10 protein-coding genes and 1 pseudogene are annotated in these 18,551 nt (G+C 34.9%); 3 read left to right on the top strand and 8 right to left on the bottom strand.

Going from position 1 to position 18,551, the window contains the following annotated elements:
• The 3 genes from J4O15_RS15360 to J4O15_RS15350 all read left to right on the top strand — a co-directional run.
• On the top strand, nt 1-1,234 hold a 1,234-nt coding region (locus tag J4O15_RS15360), incomplete at its 5' end, for an ABC-ATPase domain-containing protein (protein WP_208101446.1).
• A gap of 246 nt (nt 1,235-1,480) precedes the next feature.
• A complete protein-coding gene (locus J4O15_RS15355; RefSeq protein ID WP_208101444.1) occupies nt 1,481-1,849 on the top strand; it encodes a plasmid mobilization protein in 369 nt (122 codons plus the stop codon).
• A complete protein-coding gene (locus tag J4O15_RS15350) occupies nt 1,849-3,219 on the top strand; it encodes a relaxase/mobilization nuclease domain-containing protein (protein WP_208101443.1) in 1,371 nt (456 codons plus the stop codon). The genes J4O15_RS15355 and J4O15_RS15350 overlap by 1 nt, the downstream gene beginning before the upstream one ends.
• 136 nt (nt 3,220-3,355) lie before the next feature.
• Here the strand turns inward: J4O15_RS15350 and J4O15_RS15345 are convergent, their stop codons facing one another.
• The 8 genes and pseudogenes from J4O15_RS15345 to J4O15_RS15320 form a co-directional block, all read right to left on the bottom strand.
• On the bottom strand, nt 3,356-3,829 hold the full coding sequence (locus tag J4O15_RS15345; protein ID WP_208101441.1) for a conjugal transfer protein: 474 nt from the start codon (nt 3,827-3,829) through the stop codon (nt 3,356-3,358).
• A gap of 147 nt (nt 3,830-3,976) precedes the next feature.
• Complete coding sequence (locus J4O15_RS15340; protein ID WP_208101439.1) at nt 3,977-4,948, bottom strand: single-stranded DNA-binding protein; 972 nt, start codon at nt 4,946-4,948, stop codon at nt 3,977-3,979.
• Nucleotides 4,949-5,059: 111 nt separating this feature from the next.
• Entirely contained in the window at nt 5,060-6,658 is a 1,599-nt protein-coding gene (locus J4O15_RS15335) for a hypothetical protein (RefSeq protein ID WP_243762110.1), read from the bottom strand.
• A gap of 37 nt (nt 6,659-6,695) precedes the next feature.
• Nucleotides 6,696-8,330, bottom strand: a complete 1,635-nt coding sequence (ltrA, locus tag J4O15_RS15330) for a group II intron reverse transcriptase/maturase (protein ID WP_208101437.1) — start codon at nt 8,328-8,330, stop codon at nt 6,696-6,698.
• Between the two features lie 608 nt (nt 8,331-8,938).
• Nucleotides 8,939-14,788, bottom strand: a complete 5,850-nt coding sequence (locus J4O15_RS15325; protein WP_442911605.1) for a DEAD/DEAH box helicase family protein — start codon at nt 14,786-14,788, stop codon at nt 8,939-8,941.
• A 641-nt stretch (nt 14,789-15,429) separates the two neighbouring features.
• The gene (locus J4O15_RS16600; RefSeq protein WP_442911604.1) at nt 15,430-15,732 is read right to left on the bottom strand and encodes a TnpV protein; all 303 of its coding nucleotides are present in this window, start codon (nt 15,730-15,732) and stop codon (nt 15,430-15,432) included.
• 1,096 nt (nt 15,733-16,828) lie between these two features.
• A pseudogene (locus tag J4O15_RS16595) lies at nt 16,829-17,191 on the bottom strand (phage NrS-1 polymerase family protein); the annotation flags it as partial.
• A 542-nt stretch (nt 17,192-17,733) separates the two neighbouring features.
• Nucleotides 17,734-18,537, bottom strand: a complete 804-nt coding sequence (locus J4O15_RS15320) for a conjugal transfer protein (RefSeq protein WP_208101435.1) — start codon at nt 18,535-18,537, stop codon at nt 17,734-17,736.
• Nucleotides 18,538-18,551: the final 14 nt, after the last annotated feature.

Below are 18,551 nucleotides of genomic sequence, written 5' to 3'. Positions count from 1 at the left end.
TGTAGATGCAGCATTACTGTATGAAAATATTGATCATAATGAATTGAAAAAACAAATTTCTTTAATGATTGACCAAGAGTATATAAGGGAAGAATTAAAGCGAAGAAATTTGGTTGCATTTGTTGCCGACGGATCTGTTTTGCCGCGTGAGAGCGGTGTTTCAGATAAGCCTTTGCGTGACGGGATTCCTTTTCAGAGTCCAAAAAGTTTTAAAACAGATATGGATCTTCCAAGCGGAAAGCATATATCAGGGATGGGAATTGAAAAAGGTATTACATTGATTGTAGGCGGAGGCTACCATGGCAAGTCAACACTGCTGAAAGCACTTGAACGCGGAGTATATAATCATATTTCAGGTGACGGGCGTGAAATGGTGATTACCTGTTTTGATGCGGTCAAGATTCGTGCAGAGGAGGGAAGAAATGTTGAAAAAGTAAATATAAGTGCTTTTATAAATAATCTGCCGGGAAATAAGGATACACATTTATTTTCTACGGAAAATGCCAGCGGAAGCACATCACAGGCGGCAAATGTAATGGAAGCTTTAGAATCCGGAACTTCACTTATCTTGATTGATGAAGATACTTCCGCCACCAATTTTATGATATGTGACGGCCGTATGCAAAAACTGATTGCAAGAGAAAAAGAGCCTATAACACCTTTTATTGATAAAGTAAAACCTTTATATAAAGATTTGGGAGTTTCCACCATACTCATAGTGGGAGGTTGCGGAGATTACTTCGATGTTGCCGACAGAGTTATAATGATGGATGAGTATATTCCAAAGGATGTCACCGACAGAGCAAAGGAAATAGCGTCTACTGACGGATATAAAAGAGAATTTTTATCAGATAATGTTTTTGGTAAAGTAACACATCGTGTTCCTTTGAAAAAAGGATTCTCTTTGTCAGGTAAAGAAGATCGCCTGAAAGCCAAAGGCAAATATACTATTTTGTATGGATGGAACAATATAGATATTTCAGGGCTGGAGCAGCTTGTTGATGAAAGTCAGACAAATTGTATCGCCGTTATGATTGGGTTTTTAAAGAATAAAGTGATTGATGAAAAGAAGACAATTGAACAGGCACTGGAGCAGATGTACAGACATATTGAAAAGTTCGGATTGGATTCTATATCACCATATACAGGTCATCCCGGTAATCTTGCAATGCCAAGAAAACAGGAAGTTTTTGCGGCTATCAGCAGATATAGAGGGCTGGTTGTAAAAGGATAAACACTAACTTATACTTATTCCTAATCATCTGACCGATATAAAAACTTTGAAAAAGTTTTCACTTCTTTCATTGAAGCTTACTTTCCAAAATGTTATAATCCTCTTATAACTTATATAACTATTTTATCTCTTTACAGGAGATTTCTGATTTAGAAATATACTATAAAACAAAACCTGTAAGTCAAGCTTAGCACTTGATTCTACAGGTTTTTTCTTTTGCTGTTTTTAGGATTTGGAGGTTTTGACATGGCAAACAGAGTAAGAACTCATGGCATTTATTTAATGCTTTCAGATGATGAACTAAAGGTTTTGGAGAAAAAATATAAGCTGTCCGGTTGTAAAACTTTGCGTCAGTTTATTATGAAATGCATCATAGGCAAGGATATTTTTGTATTGGATATGACAGCTTTTAGGGAACTTTCTACAAGTATAGGTAGAATAACCGGTAGCATAAATCAGATTGCAAAGCGGGTAAATTCTACTGCAGCTATCTATAAAGATGACATCCTTGATATACAAGAGCTACTAAAAAAGCAGGGGAAAGATATTTACTCTCTGCGAAAAAAACTATATGACCTTGGAAATTTAGAAAGTATAAATACGGAGGAGATCTGATGGCTGTTACAAAGATTCATCCAATAGAAAAAACTTTGCACTTAGCCCTAAACTACATCATGAATTCTGATAAGACCGATGAAAAAATCCTTATTTCCTCTTTTAACTGCAATCCTAAGCTTGCTCATCTTGAGTTTGAGCAGACAAAAAGAGAATGTAATTCCAAGGCAAAAATATTGGCAAGACATTTAATCCAGTCCTTTGCTCCCGGAGAAACCACTTCTGAGCAGGCACACAAAATAGGACTGGAACTATGCGAAAAAATCTTTCAAGGAAAGTATGAGTATGTACTCACTACCCATATAGATAAGGGGCATCTTCATAATCATGTTATATTTAATAATGTAAGTTTTGTAACTGGTAAGGCGTATCAAAGCAACAAAAGAAGTTATCATCAAATTAGAACTGTCAGTGATGAGATTTGTAAAGAAAACGGTTTATCTGTCATTGATGAAAACTATAAAAAATTCAAGAACAGATATTCCACAAACGGTAAAAGCTATATTGAATATATGGAATTTAAGAAAGGCAGTTCTTGGAAAAACAGACTTCACCTTGCCATTGATAAAGCAATTCTAAAGTCCGGTACTTACGAAGAGTTTTTAAAAGCAATGGAAGATTTAGGATATGAAATTAAGATTGGAAAGTATCTTTCATTCCGCCATAAAGACAAAAAAGATACAGGAAGATTTACAAGAACAAAGGCAAATGTGCTTGGAGAAGATTATACCAAAGAGCGAATTAAAGAAAGAATTGAAGATCCAACCAAACAGCAGATTTATAATAAAGAACAGCTTTATGACAAACTCTCTTATAAAAAGCCGGATACTATTGTAAATATAAAGAACAATGAAAAGGTAAAATCCTCAAAAGGTTATGAAGTATGGGCAGGCAAGCACAACATGAAAACAATGGCTTCATCCTTAAATGAAATGAGAAGATATGGCATAAACACCTATGAAGAACTGGAATTAAAATTAAAGAAAGCAGCTTCAGACAGACAACAATTATTAGATCAGATAAAACAAGCTGAACAGGAAATGAAATCCATATATTCTGTGATAGAAAATAAAAACATCCTTTCTAAAAATCAGCTGATCCATGACATATATATTGAAGATAAGGAAAATAACGCATTTTATGAAGAATACAAGCCACAGATTATTGCCTACGAAATCGCCTTAAAAGAACTTGAAAAATCAGGATACCGTACATTAAGTATTCCTAAACTGTCAGATAAATATACTGTTTTGGAACAGAAAAAAATTAGCCTTATGGAAAAATACGCTTCTCAAAACTTCATGCTCCACGATCTTCAACAAGCAAAGAAAAATACGGATATATACCTTAACAACCATTTGGAAAAATAAAAGAAGGCGACCGCTCCTACCTGATTTTTGGTAGAAAGCAGCTTCCTTCTTTATAAATAACAGATTAGATAAACACAGGGGAAGACATTTTCTTAAACAAACCTACATATCCAAGGAAAAACGGCAGGCTTCTTTATCACTTGTCCATTTCTATAAGATAATCTTCCCTTCTTTTCCATACAACTAAAGAGATTATACCTATTATGATATAGTTTACCACCTGATTGGCTAAATCATTGTTTAAAAGTGGTAGAAAATAAGATTTTTCATTTGTAATAAATCCATGTACTAAAATACAATACACCGTCATAGAGCTGAAGAATGAAATGGCTAAATTAAGAATCTTTCCAATCAATCCAAATTTATCATGAATGAGCTTAAATAAGACAGAATATAGCACTACAGCCACTATTGCCGCTAATATATCCCAAAAATATACGGCATATCCGGATGAAAACTTTACAGAAAAATAATGATGGGTATAGTACCAGCTTGCTATAAATACCGCAAGCTTATCCATTGCAAATAAGCTTATTTTTACAAATGTTGTTCCTACAAACAGGATAACTCCCAAATATAGTATAATTAGGGCTATAAAGATAACAATCATATCATTTCATCCTTTCTACTAAATAATCCTATTTTTCTTATACTATAACGCCCCTCTCCTTTTTTAGCAAACCCTTATTTTAAGTTTAAAATAGAATCAAAAAAAGACAGGGGAAAGCAGCTTATTAAGCTGCCAATCCCCCCACTTTTATCGTTCTACCCCTTTTTCACTTTTCATATTCCCTTGTTCTTTTGATCTGCCATCCGTTTTCTCCTTATAATCGTTCAGTTTTTTAAGTGTTGAAGCCTTCTCTTTTGTATCTTGAGATTGTCCTCTGGCTTTTAACAGCTTGGCGGCATATACCTTAAAGTTTGTATATTGCTTTCCATTTTTTCCGGTACTAAGCTTTTCTTTTCCTGAAAGCGAAACAAAATCCCCTTTTCTAAAGTCCTTTACTGCTTGAACCTGCTCATTATAGGCAAAACAATTCATAAACTTTACATTCCCCATTCCGTCATTTTGAGCAATGGAAAAACTTGCCACTCTGAAATCCTGTCCCTCATTTGATCTTAGATCCTTTATTTCAACATCGGCGGTAAGATTACCTTTGACATATTGTTTTTCTTGATCATTATTATCTTTCAGACTTGTATTTTCTTTTACTGTATTTTCCTCTGTTTGGTATTGCTCGTTTTCACTTATTTCTTCTTTGCTTTTTTCCTGAATACCTGCATCTTTTTCTACCTCTTCCTGCTTTATATCTTTCGCTGTTTTTAGGTCTTCATCAATAAAGTCCATAAACCTTTCATCAATCAACCCCATATAAGAGTCATTCATATAGTTGTCATAGGCATTATCAAGTATGTCTTCATTATTTATATCTGTTTCCAGTGATATTATTCCCTTGATAAAATCACTATGGTTATACTCTGCCAGGAATGATAGCGTTTCTTTCATACTTTCAAAGCTGTTGTTTTGCATATTTGAAATACTTTTTAAATCATTTGCATATCTTCCGTTTACCCACTCAAACTTGCCGTTTCCTTTATTTTCTTTAATTCCTGATGCTATAACAAATTGTTCACCTGTAAATAATACTGCCTGATCTTTCTTTACATCTAATACCGTTGTATGTTCTCCCAGTGCCGTTTTAATAATATCCCCTTTTTTTAAGCTCATAAATTCCTCCATTCTGTCTTTACACTTTATTTTTCTATTAAGATTGAGAAAAGAGTACCCATAAAAGATACTCTCTTCCCATATTTATATATTATATTTTTTATCTGAATCCTACCTTGCATCCTCAAAGTATTCTAATTGATTTTCCCTTGCAACTATTTGACTTACTTGCTCCTTATACCCGTTTAACTTTTCTACTACAGAGTTTCTATCTCTTTTATCAAGATCACCTATACTTTGTACCTTACTGTCTCTAAAGTCGGCATCGTACCTGTCCGCTACACCGTCCAAGTCCGTATCTTTTTCTAACGGGTCATAGAAATTTCCCTCATCATCGATTTCAAGCCCCAGTACCTCTTTTAACTTTTCTTCATCCACATAGATAAGCTCATTAAAATCCCAAAAACCTATGTTTGCCTTTATCTGCACAAGCTCACTTCTATCACTTGCATCAAGAGGATCATAGGTATACTGATAACTGTTAACTAAAGTATTATCAACATAAGTGTTTAATTTATAATTGATTAAATCAAGACTTGTCTGTATTTCATGCTTTTCATCCGGCGTAGTCGTATAAGCAAGCCCTACATCGCTTAAATCAGGAAACAAAGTATCAAAATCCTCTATACTATGATTTTCCTCATACTCTTTATTTAAAAAGTGAATTAATTCTTCTTTTACTTCTTCAAGTAATGGATTTTTTTCCTCTGTTACTGTTTCTTTTTGCCCCATGTCAAGTAGATTATTTACCTCTGCAAGTCTTAGTATCTTTTCTTTTAAAAGCTCATCCTGAGGAAATTTCTTCCCGATTTCAAGTTTTGCGGTTTCAAGTTGACTTTCGGTATCACTAAGCTTACCTAAAGTTTGCTCCAGTCTCTCAGGCATTTTATCAAGGACATTATCCATTCTCGTTATATTTCCTATACCGTCCGTTCCAAACTCACCATAATGATTCTCTTCGCTTTTTAGATTAAATTTATACTGATTGGAAAAGCTGTCATAGTATGCAAATAAATCAAAGTTTCTGTACTCTCCGATTTTTACTTCTTCCGACTTAAAATCATCCGTCTTTTTTATACTTTTTATCTTGCTTATCAAAAATTCTCCGGCTTGTCTTTTATCTGTATATTTTTTGCCGTCAAGAATAAGAGAGGTAAAACTTGACTGAATATATACTGCCTTATCTGTATTTTCTTCTCTATATGGCTCTACCGCTTTTATATCTTTTTGTAAATTCTCAATTCTACTTTTTAAGTTCTCTATTTCTTTAGGGTAAACCTTTACCACCTTATCCTCAAGTTTATACAGGTTTGACTTGAAGTTTGACTCAAGCATTTTTAGCTTGGATACCTCCACATCAAGATCCATCTTCTCACGAATCAAAGGATTACCTGTCGCAAGTGCCTTTATTTCAGCATAATTTAATGTAGCCTCATCCACATCTTCTGCAACTCTTACCGGTGTTTTACTTGTCATTATCTGTGAAATATACTTTTGTTTGTTCTCAAGTGTTTGGAAAAGATAAGCATCAAAGGTATTTTCAGTTACATATCTGAAGATATAAACATCTTTATTTTCATTTCCCTGTCTTACGATTCTTCCGGCTCTTTGAGAAAGATCCGCAGGTCTGTCGAGTAGGTCAGGGATATTACTATCCCTTTCCCCTCTAAGAACCGTGCATGAGAGTTTCCCCTCACACGGCTCAAGCAATTCAAAACATATGCCAATACAGATGTCGGCTAGTCAACTAACGATTTTCTTTGTAGCATTTATCATGCACTAGATAACGGGCTATTTGCCCATTTTCTCTTTGTTCTCGTACATTCCATTGAGTGTCAGCAGTTATCTTTTTATTGCAAAGTGGACATTTATGTTCTTGCTTGTTCCACATATACAGGAGTGATTTCCTTCCTTTTAGTGACAAGAGCATTTTATAAGTCATTCTTTCTTCGAAGTACGATTTCCATTCTATATCAAATGGATTCGCTTCACTTTTTATTTTCTTGTGTCTGATGATTTTTGTATCAAACATAAATTTTAGTGGAAATATATCTACTTTTCCATTCTTGATTGACTTTACTAAGAATGTCCAACGTCTAGTCTTATAGAAATGAAAATACTTATTAGCAATCCAACGTTTCCCTTTTTTAGGGTGTCGCCTTTTCGCCCATTGCCATAGCTTTTGGAAAATTTGGTTGTCTACTTTTTGAAATGTCTTTGATGAAGCTCCACATCTATAGTAGTTTGCCCAACCGATTATTTTAGGGTTTAACAGCCTTATTAGAGTTTCTTGTTTGCAAGACTTATTGCTATCGATTACATATCTAATGCTATCTAAGAACTTCTTTACACTCTTTTTAGACGGCTGTGTAAGTAGTACACCTTTAAATTTCCTGATATTAAATCCAAGAAAATCAAATCCATCATCAATATGTGTAATTAAAGTCTTTTCTTCTGATAATTCTAATCCTCGCTCACTTAAAAACTCGACTAGCATTGGTTTGATGTCTTCCAATGTCGCTTTTGTTCTACCTGTGATTATGAAGTCATCAGCATAACGCACCATATTAACCATTGGAGAGTATTTCTCATATTTTCGATTTACTCTCTTGTTTTTAGTAGCTAATAATTCACCAAGTCCATCTAATGTCATGTTAGCAAGTGTTGGTGAAATAATTCCACCTTGCATTGTTCCCTCATCAGTTGCGAACAATTCTCCTTTAAAGATAACTCCACATTTCAACCATTTCTTTAATATTTTGGTATCCATAGGAATATTATTGAGTAACCATTCATGACTAATGTGGTCAAAACAACCTTTTATATCGTCCTCTAATACCCATTTTGGAGAGTTTTGGCGACATAAGATTGTATGACATTGTTGTATTGCATCTTGTGGGCATCTTTCTTTCCTAAATCCATAAGAGTGAAGGTCTGCCGTCATTTCTGCAATTGGCTCAAGTGCTAATAGATATAGTGCTTGCATTGCTCTATCTTTCATTGTAGGTATCCCAAGCGGGCGTAATTTCCCATTCGCTTTTTTAATAAATACTCTGCGTAAGGGCTGTGGCTTGTATCCTTTTCTTTTTAAACTTAAAATAGCCTCATACTTTGCTTTGTCCGTAGACCATAATACTTTGTCTACTCCTGCTGTTTTCTTACCTTCGTTAGTTGTCACTCTTTTTACTGCGATTGCTTTTGCAGCAAAAGAGTGTGTCAGTGTCCATTGCAAGGATTTTACCTTGCCGTGTCTACCTTCTTTTCTAGCCTTTACAATACGTTCTTGTAGTTTTTTAACCTGTGCTTCGCATTTTTTCCAGTCAATGGATTTCCATGCAAATTCACGGTCAGTAGTTGCACACGTCTTTTTATTAACGTTCATTTGCTTTACTCCTTTCAAAAATTCTATAAGCTTCTTGTAAAGAATTACCTTACGTAGAAGTCTGCACCCTTTCGGGTTAGGGTAAATTTTGAACCCCTATTCATTTCATTACAAAATGACATTCGCTTTTTCTACAATCCTATACCTGCACCTCTATCGGTATTTCTTACGAAATACTTTCCTAAATTCTTAGGAGAGATACAGGCTTACCTTGTTCCACATAGATAACAAGAGTAGGTTAGGCTCTGTCTCATTCGCCGACGGTACTTAATATCCGTGTAATCCTACCATGGAGAGAATTAACTGACCGCTTCCCATTTTGGGCTGGAGCCTATCAGCAACTTTGGCTCGTTGGACATTACGACGTTTAAATGACAGTTCACTTATATTAGCCATACTACTCAAGCCTAGCTCCCTAACCGCATTGTTGCTAGCAGATTCGCCTTAGCCTCATGGCTTCGACTTTACCACTTTCGTGGAGGGCTACATTGTCATACCAGCTTCCAAACATTATCATTGCTGATAAAGCAGGTGGTATTAGGCTACCTCTAACGGAATAGAGGGTTTAATCTTCATTTAGTTAAACAATTATCTATGCGACTTTCAAGTCACACCCATGGGACATCAAGATCATGAATGGCAATGAGTTTATCTTGTGCATTGGTTCCTGCTCCCATCTTCTGCGTAGAGCCTAAAAGCACACGAATTTCTCCTTTCCTTACCTTATCAAAGATAGCATCCTTTTCCCTGTTGTTGTTTGCATTATGGATAAATTCAATTTCTTCTTTTGGAATTCCCATCGTAATAAGTTTGTTCCTAATATCATCATAAATATTAAACTCGCTTGAGGGTGTAGACATATCACAAAAGACAAGCTGTGCCGACTTTTTATCCGTATATTTATCCCATATACTGAAGATGTTTTTTACACAAGTATTTACCTTACTGTTCTCATCATCAGGAAGTAGTGGATTTATAAGCCTCTGATCAAGTGCCATCTTCTTTCCGTCATTTGTAATAAGCAGCATATTATCGACAGAGGAATCCACTTGTTTTGCTCGAACCTTATCCGCCCTTTCAGAAAAAGTTTCAAGTATTTGCTTTTGCTCCTCGGTCGGTTTTGTTTTTATGGTTTCAAAATGTGCATTCGGAACGGGAAGATTTAATACATCCGCCGTTTTTATATCCATAAACTGTTTAACCATATTCATAAGTTCCGGGAGATTGTAAAACTTTGAAAATCTTGTCTTACTTCTATATCCGTTTCCTTCAGGATTAAGCTCTATTGCCGTAACTGTTTCTCCAAAGGTAGATGCCCATGAATCAAAGTGCTGAAGGTGCATTTTTTTAAGTCCGTCATACTGAAGATACCTTTGCATGGTATAAAGTTCAGCCATACTGTTACTGACTGGAGTTCCTGTTGCAAAAACAATTCCCTTACCACCTGTTATCTCATCCATATATCTGCACTTCATAAGCATATCGGATGACTTTTGTGAATCCGTTGCACTGATTCCTGAAACATTTCTCATTTTTGAAAACAGGTACAGATTTTTATATGAATGGGCTTCATCCACAAAAAGCTTATCAATTCCCAGTTCCTCAAAGGTTACCACATCATCTTTTTTATAATCATCATTAAGTTTCTTTAACTTTGCCTCCAGACTTTTCTTTGTCTTTTCAAGCTGCTTTACGCTAAATCTTTGATCTCTGTCTCTTTTATACTCTCCGATAAATTCCACAATCTCATCAATCTTACTTTTAAGTTCATACTCCTGTCTTTCCTTTGAAATCGGGATTTTCTCAAATTGACTATGACCTATAATAACCGCATCATAGTCTCCTGTTGCAATTCTACTACAAAATCTTTTCCGCTTGTCCGGTGTAAAGTCCTTTTCCGTAGCACAAAGTATATTTGCTGCCGGATAAAGCTCGTTAAACTCACGCCCGAACTGTTCTACTATATGATTTGGAACTACAAACATAGCTTTAGAACTCATCCCAAGCCTTTTAGACTCCATTGCAATTCCTATCATCTCAAAGGTCTTGCCCGCCCCTACTTCATGTGCAAGTAATGTATTCCCTCCAAAAAGTCCCCTTGCTATTGCATCTTTTTGATGAGGTCTAAGCTTAATTTCAGGATTTATCCCGTCAAAAGGCAAATGGCTTCCGTCATACTCCCTTAATCGAATGGAGTTAAATCTTTCATTATATTTTTTCACCAGTCGGTTTCTTCTGTCCACATCCTCAAAGATCCAATTTTTAAATTCTTCTTTTATAATTTCCTGTTTACTCCTTGCAAGCATGGTTTCTTTTTGATTTAAAACAGATGTTTTCTTTCCGTCCGAATCAATGATCCGGTCATATACTTTAGTATCTCTAAGATTTAGACTATCCTCTATAAGCTTATATGCGCTCACTCTGCTTGTTCCATAGGTGAAATTAGCCAGGTCGTTATTTTTATCTGTGCTTTTTCCCTCTACCCTATACTCTCCCGTAAAATCAGTATATTTAATATCTATATTCCATCTGTTTGATGCGGAGGTCTTTAACAGATTAAACATAAAGCTCTTATAGTCTTTTTCAGGTATCCATGTAGAACCCATCTTGACAGTTATATCACTTGCTTCAAGATTTTTTGGCATTACTTCTTCCAGTCTTTTTTTCTGATAATTAAGAGCGGATAATTCCTGTTTTAATACCGAAATTTTTTCTGTTATTTCCGATTTATATGATAATTCTTCCTGATTGGATCTTCTTGCTTCAAATCCCGATTGTAATTCATGAGGCTTATCTAACTCCTCTTCATTCCTTTTAACTTCATAATCTATATTTTTTATATATGCGTCTACTACTTCTATTTTCTCTCTGATATTACCTGATAAGTATTCATCTGCACTGACATAATTTCTTGAAAAATCTCCCAAATCTTTGGCTGATAAAAAAGGCGTAATATCACTTGGTTCAAAACTGTCAAGATTTAAGAATATCTCTCCTTTTAGCCCTTCTATCAGCTCTTTTCTTATATTTCCTGTAAGCTCCTCCATATACTCAAAGTTTACATTTCCCTTTTGAGATATAGAAAGGATTAATGCCTCTGTTAAGCTATCCGTATGTTCAATTACCATAGCTTTTTTAATGGTTCTTTTTGTAAAAATATCGGACTTACCGATAAAGTTACCTTCTTTATTAAGGTTTTCCAAGGTGGACACTAAAGAGTAGTTGGCATCCTCCTGAAGTAGTCTTTTATTTGCCCTTGAATTAATTAGTCCATATTTATTAGAAAAATCATCATAAAGCTTATTTAATCTGCCCTGTAAGGCTTTTATTTCTCCTTCCGGATAATCTTCCTTTTGATAGGTAATTACTCCTCTTAACGCTTTTTCTATTTCAAGATATGCCCCTATCTTCTCTTCATCAGTTTTATTTAAAAGTACTCTTTGCATAATGGAGTTTTCTCTAAAGTACACCTTATCTTCAATCACTGCATAGGAATAATTCTTAACATTGTCATCAGCCGGCAGTGTTTCTGTTTCAAGTTCTTCGTTTAACTTCGCTTTTTCATAAGTGCCTTTGATATTTTTAATTGCAGCCTCAAGCTGTTCTTTTATTGATTTACTTTTATCTGCAATACAAGCAAGAGTAGTGCCGAACCTGCCCGGTACTTCCTGCATACTACCAAGTACCATTTCAGGATTATCTACAAAGTATTTGTTATAGCTTAGTCCCTGCCTGTCCTTATCAATCTTAACCCAGTCCTCATCTATCTTTAACAGCCTGTCTCTTTTCTTTAAGAAAATAATATCACTTGTAACCTCTGTACCAGCTTCACCTTTAAATGTATTATTTGGAAGCCTTATAGCTCCCAGAAACTCTGCACGCTCACTGATATATCTTCTTATATCCTCATTTCTTTTATCCATTGTGCCTGATGAAGTTATAAAAGCAATTATTCCTTTGCTACGCACCTTATCCAGTGTTTTGGCAAAAAAATAATCGTGAATAAGAAAGTTGTTTTTTTCATACTCACGATCGGATACCCTATACTCTCCAAAGGGTACATTTCCTACAGCTATGTCAAAAAGATTATTTGAAAAACCAGTTTCTTCAAAGCCTTTTACCTGAATGTTTGCATCAGGATAAAGCTTTTTAGCAATCTGTCCGCTGATAATGTCAAGTTCTAAGCCGTAAAACTTTGAGGTTTGCATTGACAAAGGAAGATTTCCGATAAATCTTCCCGTTCCCATACTTGGCTCTAAGATATTTCCACTCTCAAATCCCATATCGGATAAAGTATGATAAATAGCATCTATTACTACCTTAGGTGTGTAAAAAGCGGTAAGCGTACTCTCTTTGGCAGCCTCATACTCTGATAGTGATAGGTTTTCTTTTAAAAATCCTCTTGCTTCCTGCCACTGTCCCCCCCGCTCCTCATCAAAAACATCTGAAAGTCCTCCCCAACCTACATATTTGCTTAAAATATCCTGCTCTTCTTTTCCAGCATTTCTGTTTTCTTTATCAAGCTGTTTTAGTACCCTTATTGCCTCGATATTGTTTTTTAATCGTTCTGACGGTGGTAAGACTTCATCTTCTCTTGTTATCCTGTAATTGACGGGTAGATTGTTTTTCTTATTCTCTTCTTTTTTATAGGATTCTTCTTGCTTTGGTACTTCACTTAAAGCTTCTTTATTTAAGACAGGTAAAACTTCTTTATATACACTTTTCTCCGGTGATTTTTCTTCTGTGGAAAGTATCTCAAAGTCAAGTTCGTTTTCATTTCTAAATGTCAGGATCTCACTTCCTGTAACAAAGCCGCTAAGATACCCTTCATTATCATCCAATTTTATTGTCTTATAGTTTCCATGATCCTTTATTTCCGAAATCAGGTATTCCTTTCCTTGATATCTTACCTGCATACCTTCTTTAAAAATCGGCTCATTTACATTTTCTTGTACTTTTGCCTTTTTAATCTGTTCATTTATATAACCTGTAAGAAGTACATTTCTATGGTTATCATCAAGCAAGTAAGAGAGGTTTTGAAGCATTTCATGATAACTTTCATACTCGATTGCACGATTAGAATTAAGCATATATCCATTGTATCTCAGGTTTTGCTTTATCTGTCTGTTTTTCATATCTAAGACAAGTTCTGCTTCATACCCGACTTTCCCATCTATGCTGTTTGTTATATGCTCCGGTGCTTTTAAGTTTCCTTCATCTACAGTCTTTTTAAGCAAAATAAATTCTTCATTTTGATAGTTATACTGATACCCTCCGGCTTCTTTTTCTTCTTTAAAAGTCAGAGCAGATATAATCTCATTCTTATCTCTAAGCTCGAATGCTTTTTTATTTTCTTCTTCAGCTAAATCAACTTGTATTTCACTTTCTTTGTTACTATGGGCAGTATTTTGATATACTTCATTTATTATCTCCTGAGTTGGTGCCGTGTTTCTATAAAAATAGGCAAACTCTCTTTTATTTACTTCACTACCCTCCCCTATATCCACTCTGTAATGTTCTTTTACTTCGCCGTCTACGATATGGTCAAAATAAAACTTTGAATACCCTAACCACTCATCTGTCATTTGCCCATACTTATCTTTGCCTACAGTTTCATTATGTATACTTATTTTTTCATCCAACTCTTTTATTTCATTAAGAAGCTCCTTTGTAACAATCATACCTGTATAGTCTTTTTCTGTTAGACTTGATTTTTCATGAAATTCCACCACCCAGTAATCATTTGGATTTTTCTCTTTATATGATGTATTTTGATTTAAGATATTTTCTGTACTGAAGATCTTTTCTCTTTCTATTTGTAACTCATAGATTTTTTCGGCTTCTTCATAAGATATTTCTCTTTCATCCTGAATTAAAAGTATTTCTTCTTCCCTTTGTATATCCGGATCAATAGCGGTACCGTTTTCTTTATCTGTTATATTCTCTTTTTCCGGATTTGAATATCCCGTTTCTATATTTTCTTCTTTTGATTTTGGCTGTTTTTGTATACCGAATGTGATATCCTTACTTTCGTATCTACCATTCTTTATTAAGTTTTTAACCCTTACTGCAACCTGACTCCAGTTAAGTATAAGCTTGGGAGAGTTCCCCTTTTTAAGACCTATTCCCTTGGCATCATGCCATTCACTGCTTTCCACATTTCCTGATAAAGCATGAGTTCTTCCACCTGTGCCGTACTCATTTTTTAAAAACTCCGCCTGTTCTGAAAGTGTATGATTTTCTCTAAAAAAGTCGGCAATCCGCTTTTTACCTCCTGAAATACCGCTTCCTCTTCTTAAGTTTTCATCTATCTCATCTTCTGTGATAAATTCTTTTATCTTTGGTAGTTCAATAATACCTGAACTAAATTCCTTCCTTGGTATTTCCAAATCATTTAACCTTTGTAAAATCTCTTCCGGCTTATGAAAATGAAATCTTAATATCCCCTTATTTTCCATATAGTCCTGTAAAAATATGCTATATTCTTCTCTAAGCTTATTCCTAAATTCAGGACTTCTAAGCTTTTCTGAAAGTTCTTCGGTTTCGTCAGGGAATCCTTGTTTTTCTGTTCGGTCAAGAACATGTAGGTAAGCTTCTTTTAAATCATCTGCAAAATCTCTTTTTAAGTACCACAGCTTTTCGGCAAGTTCTTTTCTTTCATAGGAAAAGGCTTCTGCCACCTCTACATTGGTTGCATATTCACCGCTTTCAATAAGTTCTCCTATACGCTTCGCTGCATCAGACCATGATAAAATCTGCATAGGATTTGTTTTTGATGAAATGTCATTGGATAAGTAAACTCCTTCTTTATCATACCATGCACAAACCTTGTTTCCGTCCACTTCATAACCGTTTCCGCCTTTAAAAGTATCTTTAAAAAATTCTGCTAATTCTTCTATACTTTTCCCTTTAGAATACTCAGCTAAAACCTTTAATCTTAAATTCTCTTCATTTCCTCCATAAATTAAAACCGTGTCTATTTCTTTTTGCTGTAAGGGTAAGTTAAATCTCACCTGACCGCCTTCATTCCCGGCAAAAGAAAAAGAAGTCTTATCGACTTCCTTTTCAATATTTCTGATATTTAGTTGTGAATCACTTTCTATACCCAGACTATCTGTTCCAGTACCATCCTTGTAAGTGTCATATCGAGATTTTTCTTCAGTCCCGTGTATTTCAGAAAATCCTCCGACTTCAGTTCGTTTGTAAGCCCCCAAGCCTCCATCATTTTCGGCTCCTCCTTCTCCAAAAATTCCTGTGCCTGTTCCTCTATATTTAGAAGATGCTCCATCAATGTCCCCCTGTAATACATGCTTTGATACTGATTCTCTCTGTTTTCTTTCAAGAATTTGAGCCTCTCCCTGCCAAATCTGTTCAGTCTGCTCTGATCTATTATCTTTGGCATCTCTATATTCGGTATTAGAACTTCCTCTCCGTCTTCCATCTTCTCCAAACTGTAGGTTCCCCCCTGTTTCTCGAACAGATTCTCTTTGACTATCGTGGTGTAGGTTTTTTCCTCCAAAAGATATTCTCTGTCCGCCAGTATTACTGTTTCTTTCATCAGCCAAGCCTCCTTTATTTTCTTCATTATTTATTGTTTCGGTATTTTCACTGCTTTCATTTACATTATAACGCTCCTTATCGGTCTTTGTCCGCTCATTTATCTCTACTTCTTTAAGTTTTTCTCTCTCACCTATTCTCCCTATTTCTCTTCCGATAGCTATAAGCATTTCTTTAGAAATTAAAGATATTTCTCCAAGAAGGCTGTCAATATCCTGTCCATGTTTAATACCCGATACTGTTTTCAGTTTGCCCTCATCAATAGGAATACCTATATCCATTCTTTGTGTCAATGAAGTCTTTACGGATTCTGTGATAAATTGTATCAGTTCTGCCTTGGTATGGCTTTTAAGTGTATCATCCGTCAGCATATCAAAGATGGTATATATCCTTTTCCTAACATATAAATCTATAAGAGCGTTTATCTTTTCTTCCTGTGAAAAAAGCAGCCTACTGTTTCTTTCTTTAAAGTTGTCAATCAGTGAATCTATAGCTAAAGTATGCTTCTCAGGTTCATATTTCCACAGTTTTACTTCATTGATCTTATTTCCTATACTGACTGTTTGACTGACATCAAATACATACTTTACCTTTGGTAGTCTCATGCTTAAATCAAGAATCGGTATTCCCTTTTCTCCTCTTTTTACACTTCTTCCAAGCTTTTTCCAAAAATCATACTCCGCACAGGCAGTTGCTCTCTTGTAGGTACTGTAAATACTTAACTGGTGCATATATGAGTATTTATAGTTATTTCCCATTGTCTTTAGAAAATCTTTGTAGGAACTTACATCCCTTCTGATTTCCTCTAAAGAGTGAGATAAAATATCACTGATTTTTTCAGTTGAATATCTTGGCATCTTTCCCTCCTTCTTATTCTTGTTCTCTTCTTGTTTTACATTATTTGTAATATCAGCCTTTTCTTTATTCCAATCATAAAACTTGCTTATACCGTTCATTGCCCTGTCTGCAATATAGTGTATATAGTCCGTACTTCCTCGCTTTTTATACCACTTGTTTCTTTTAAGTCCGCTATTTTCCATAAGGCTGATTGACTTTTTCTTATCTGCGGTGTAGTAAAGCAGCCTCCCAAGCATAAAAAAATCAGCCTCGGACTGACTATTAAAATAGTTTTGATAATTCCCGTTATATATTTGTCTTAGATCTTCTCCGCTATAGTTAAAGTATCCCCTATTAAACAGTATGTTAAGAATATCATTTTGCGAGAACCTGTTTTTATAAGCCAAACTACTTGGATTTAGATTAATCCTACCCACTTTGCCTTCTACGGAGTCTATACTTGGCATATATTTTTGATAAAGCGGTAATAATTCCTGATTGATATTTACTATTTTACTTCTGTCTTTATCCGTTAATATATTCCCGGTTATTGTAAAAAATCTGTCCCTGTCATAAATTTCAAGGTTTTTATATCTTTTTCTTTCTCCCGGTACTTTACCTTTTCCTATAAAATGTAATCCAGTTTTTGACGGAGAGATTTCCGCATAGGTGGAAATCCCTCTTAGAAAATCTGCTGTCATGGAAGCGGCATTAAAGTCCATACTGTATTCCATTATTTCATCACTTACCTTATCTATATCAATTCCGATATACCCGTCCCCTAAGAAAAATCCTAAACCGGTTCCTTGATTTTTACATAAAGCATCCATGCAATCCTTGTAACTATGCCAAGTTTTTTTATCATTTGACTTGGCAGGTTTTCTGTTTGGCATAATAGGCATTTTTGTGTTTTTTCCGTCTCTTACAATGATTTTATAAAGACACCATCTTTTCTCTAGCTTTAATTCATCAGGAATATTTTTATATTTGATAAGGTCGGCTTCTTTCATTATATTTCAATTCCCTTATCCTTTTTTACTGTCTTTTCTCCTTTCCCATTTTCTTCAAGTCTAATCTTTTGCTGATTTTCTTTAAGTGTTTTTAATACTGAAGGTTTTCTTTTTATATTTTGACTACTCCTATCATCATTCTTTATAGGCTTGTTCTCTGATCTTTCACTGCCATCTCTCACAGCTGCTTTTTCACTTGCATTAATGTCTTTATTTTCATTATCCGCCTGCTTAATCTCTTCCTTATTCCCCTTATTTAATTTTTCCTCATCCTTTTGTATCTCTTTAGATAAGGTATCAAGTTTTTCAAGGCAGTTATTAAGCTTCTTTTGCTGATCTTTAATGAAATTTTGCATTGAGTTTACCAGTCCCTTTACAATTCCAATTTTTACTTGCACAAACTTTTCCTGTGCTTTGGTAAGGCTGTAGGTAAGCTGATGTTTCATGTTGTCATAAAGATGTTTAATACTTCCTACCGCTTTTTCCTGAAGCTTAATAAGGGAGTTTCCTACCGTCTTAATATCCTTAACTATAAGTGAGCTAAGGCTTATGTTATCCATTTCATTAAGCCTTTTAATCTCCGCTTTAAGACCTGTTATTTCATCTTTAAGTGCCTTTAACTCTTCAATATTTACATCAAAGTCTTTGTTTTTTAGCTCTCCTTTAAGCTCCCCGGCAATTTTAAGCTGTGTATCCGTATTATCTTCTAAAAAGTCGGCTGTTTTTGTATATTCTTTTTTGATCTCATTTATAACTTCCTTTGTCTGTTCTTCCTGTCTTTGAATGTTTTTATTATCGTTCATTTCGTCCTCCTTAA

The sequence above is a fragment of the Lachnoanaerobaculum sp. Marseille-Q4761 genome (assembly GCF_017565785.1).
GTDB lineage: Bacteria > Bacillota > Clostridia > Lachnospirales > Lachnospiraceae > Lachnoanaerobaculum.
This window is presented reverse-complemented; position numbering and strand designations above follow the sequence as displayed.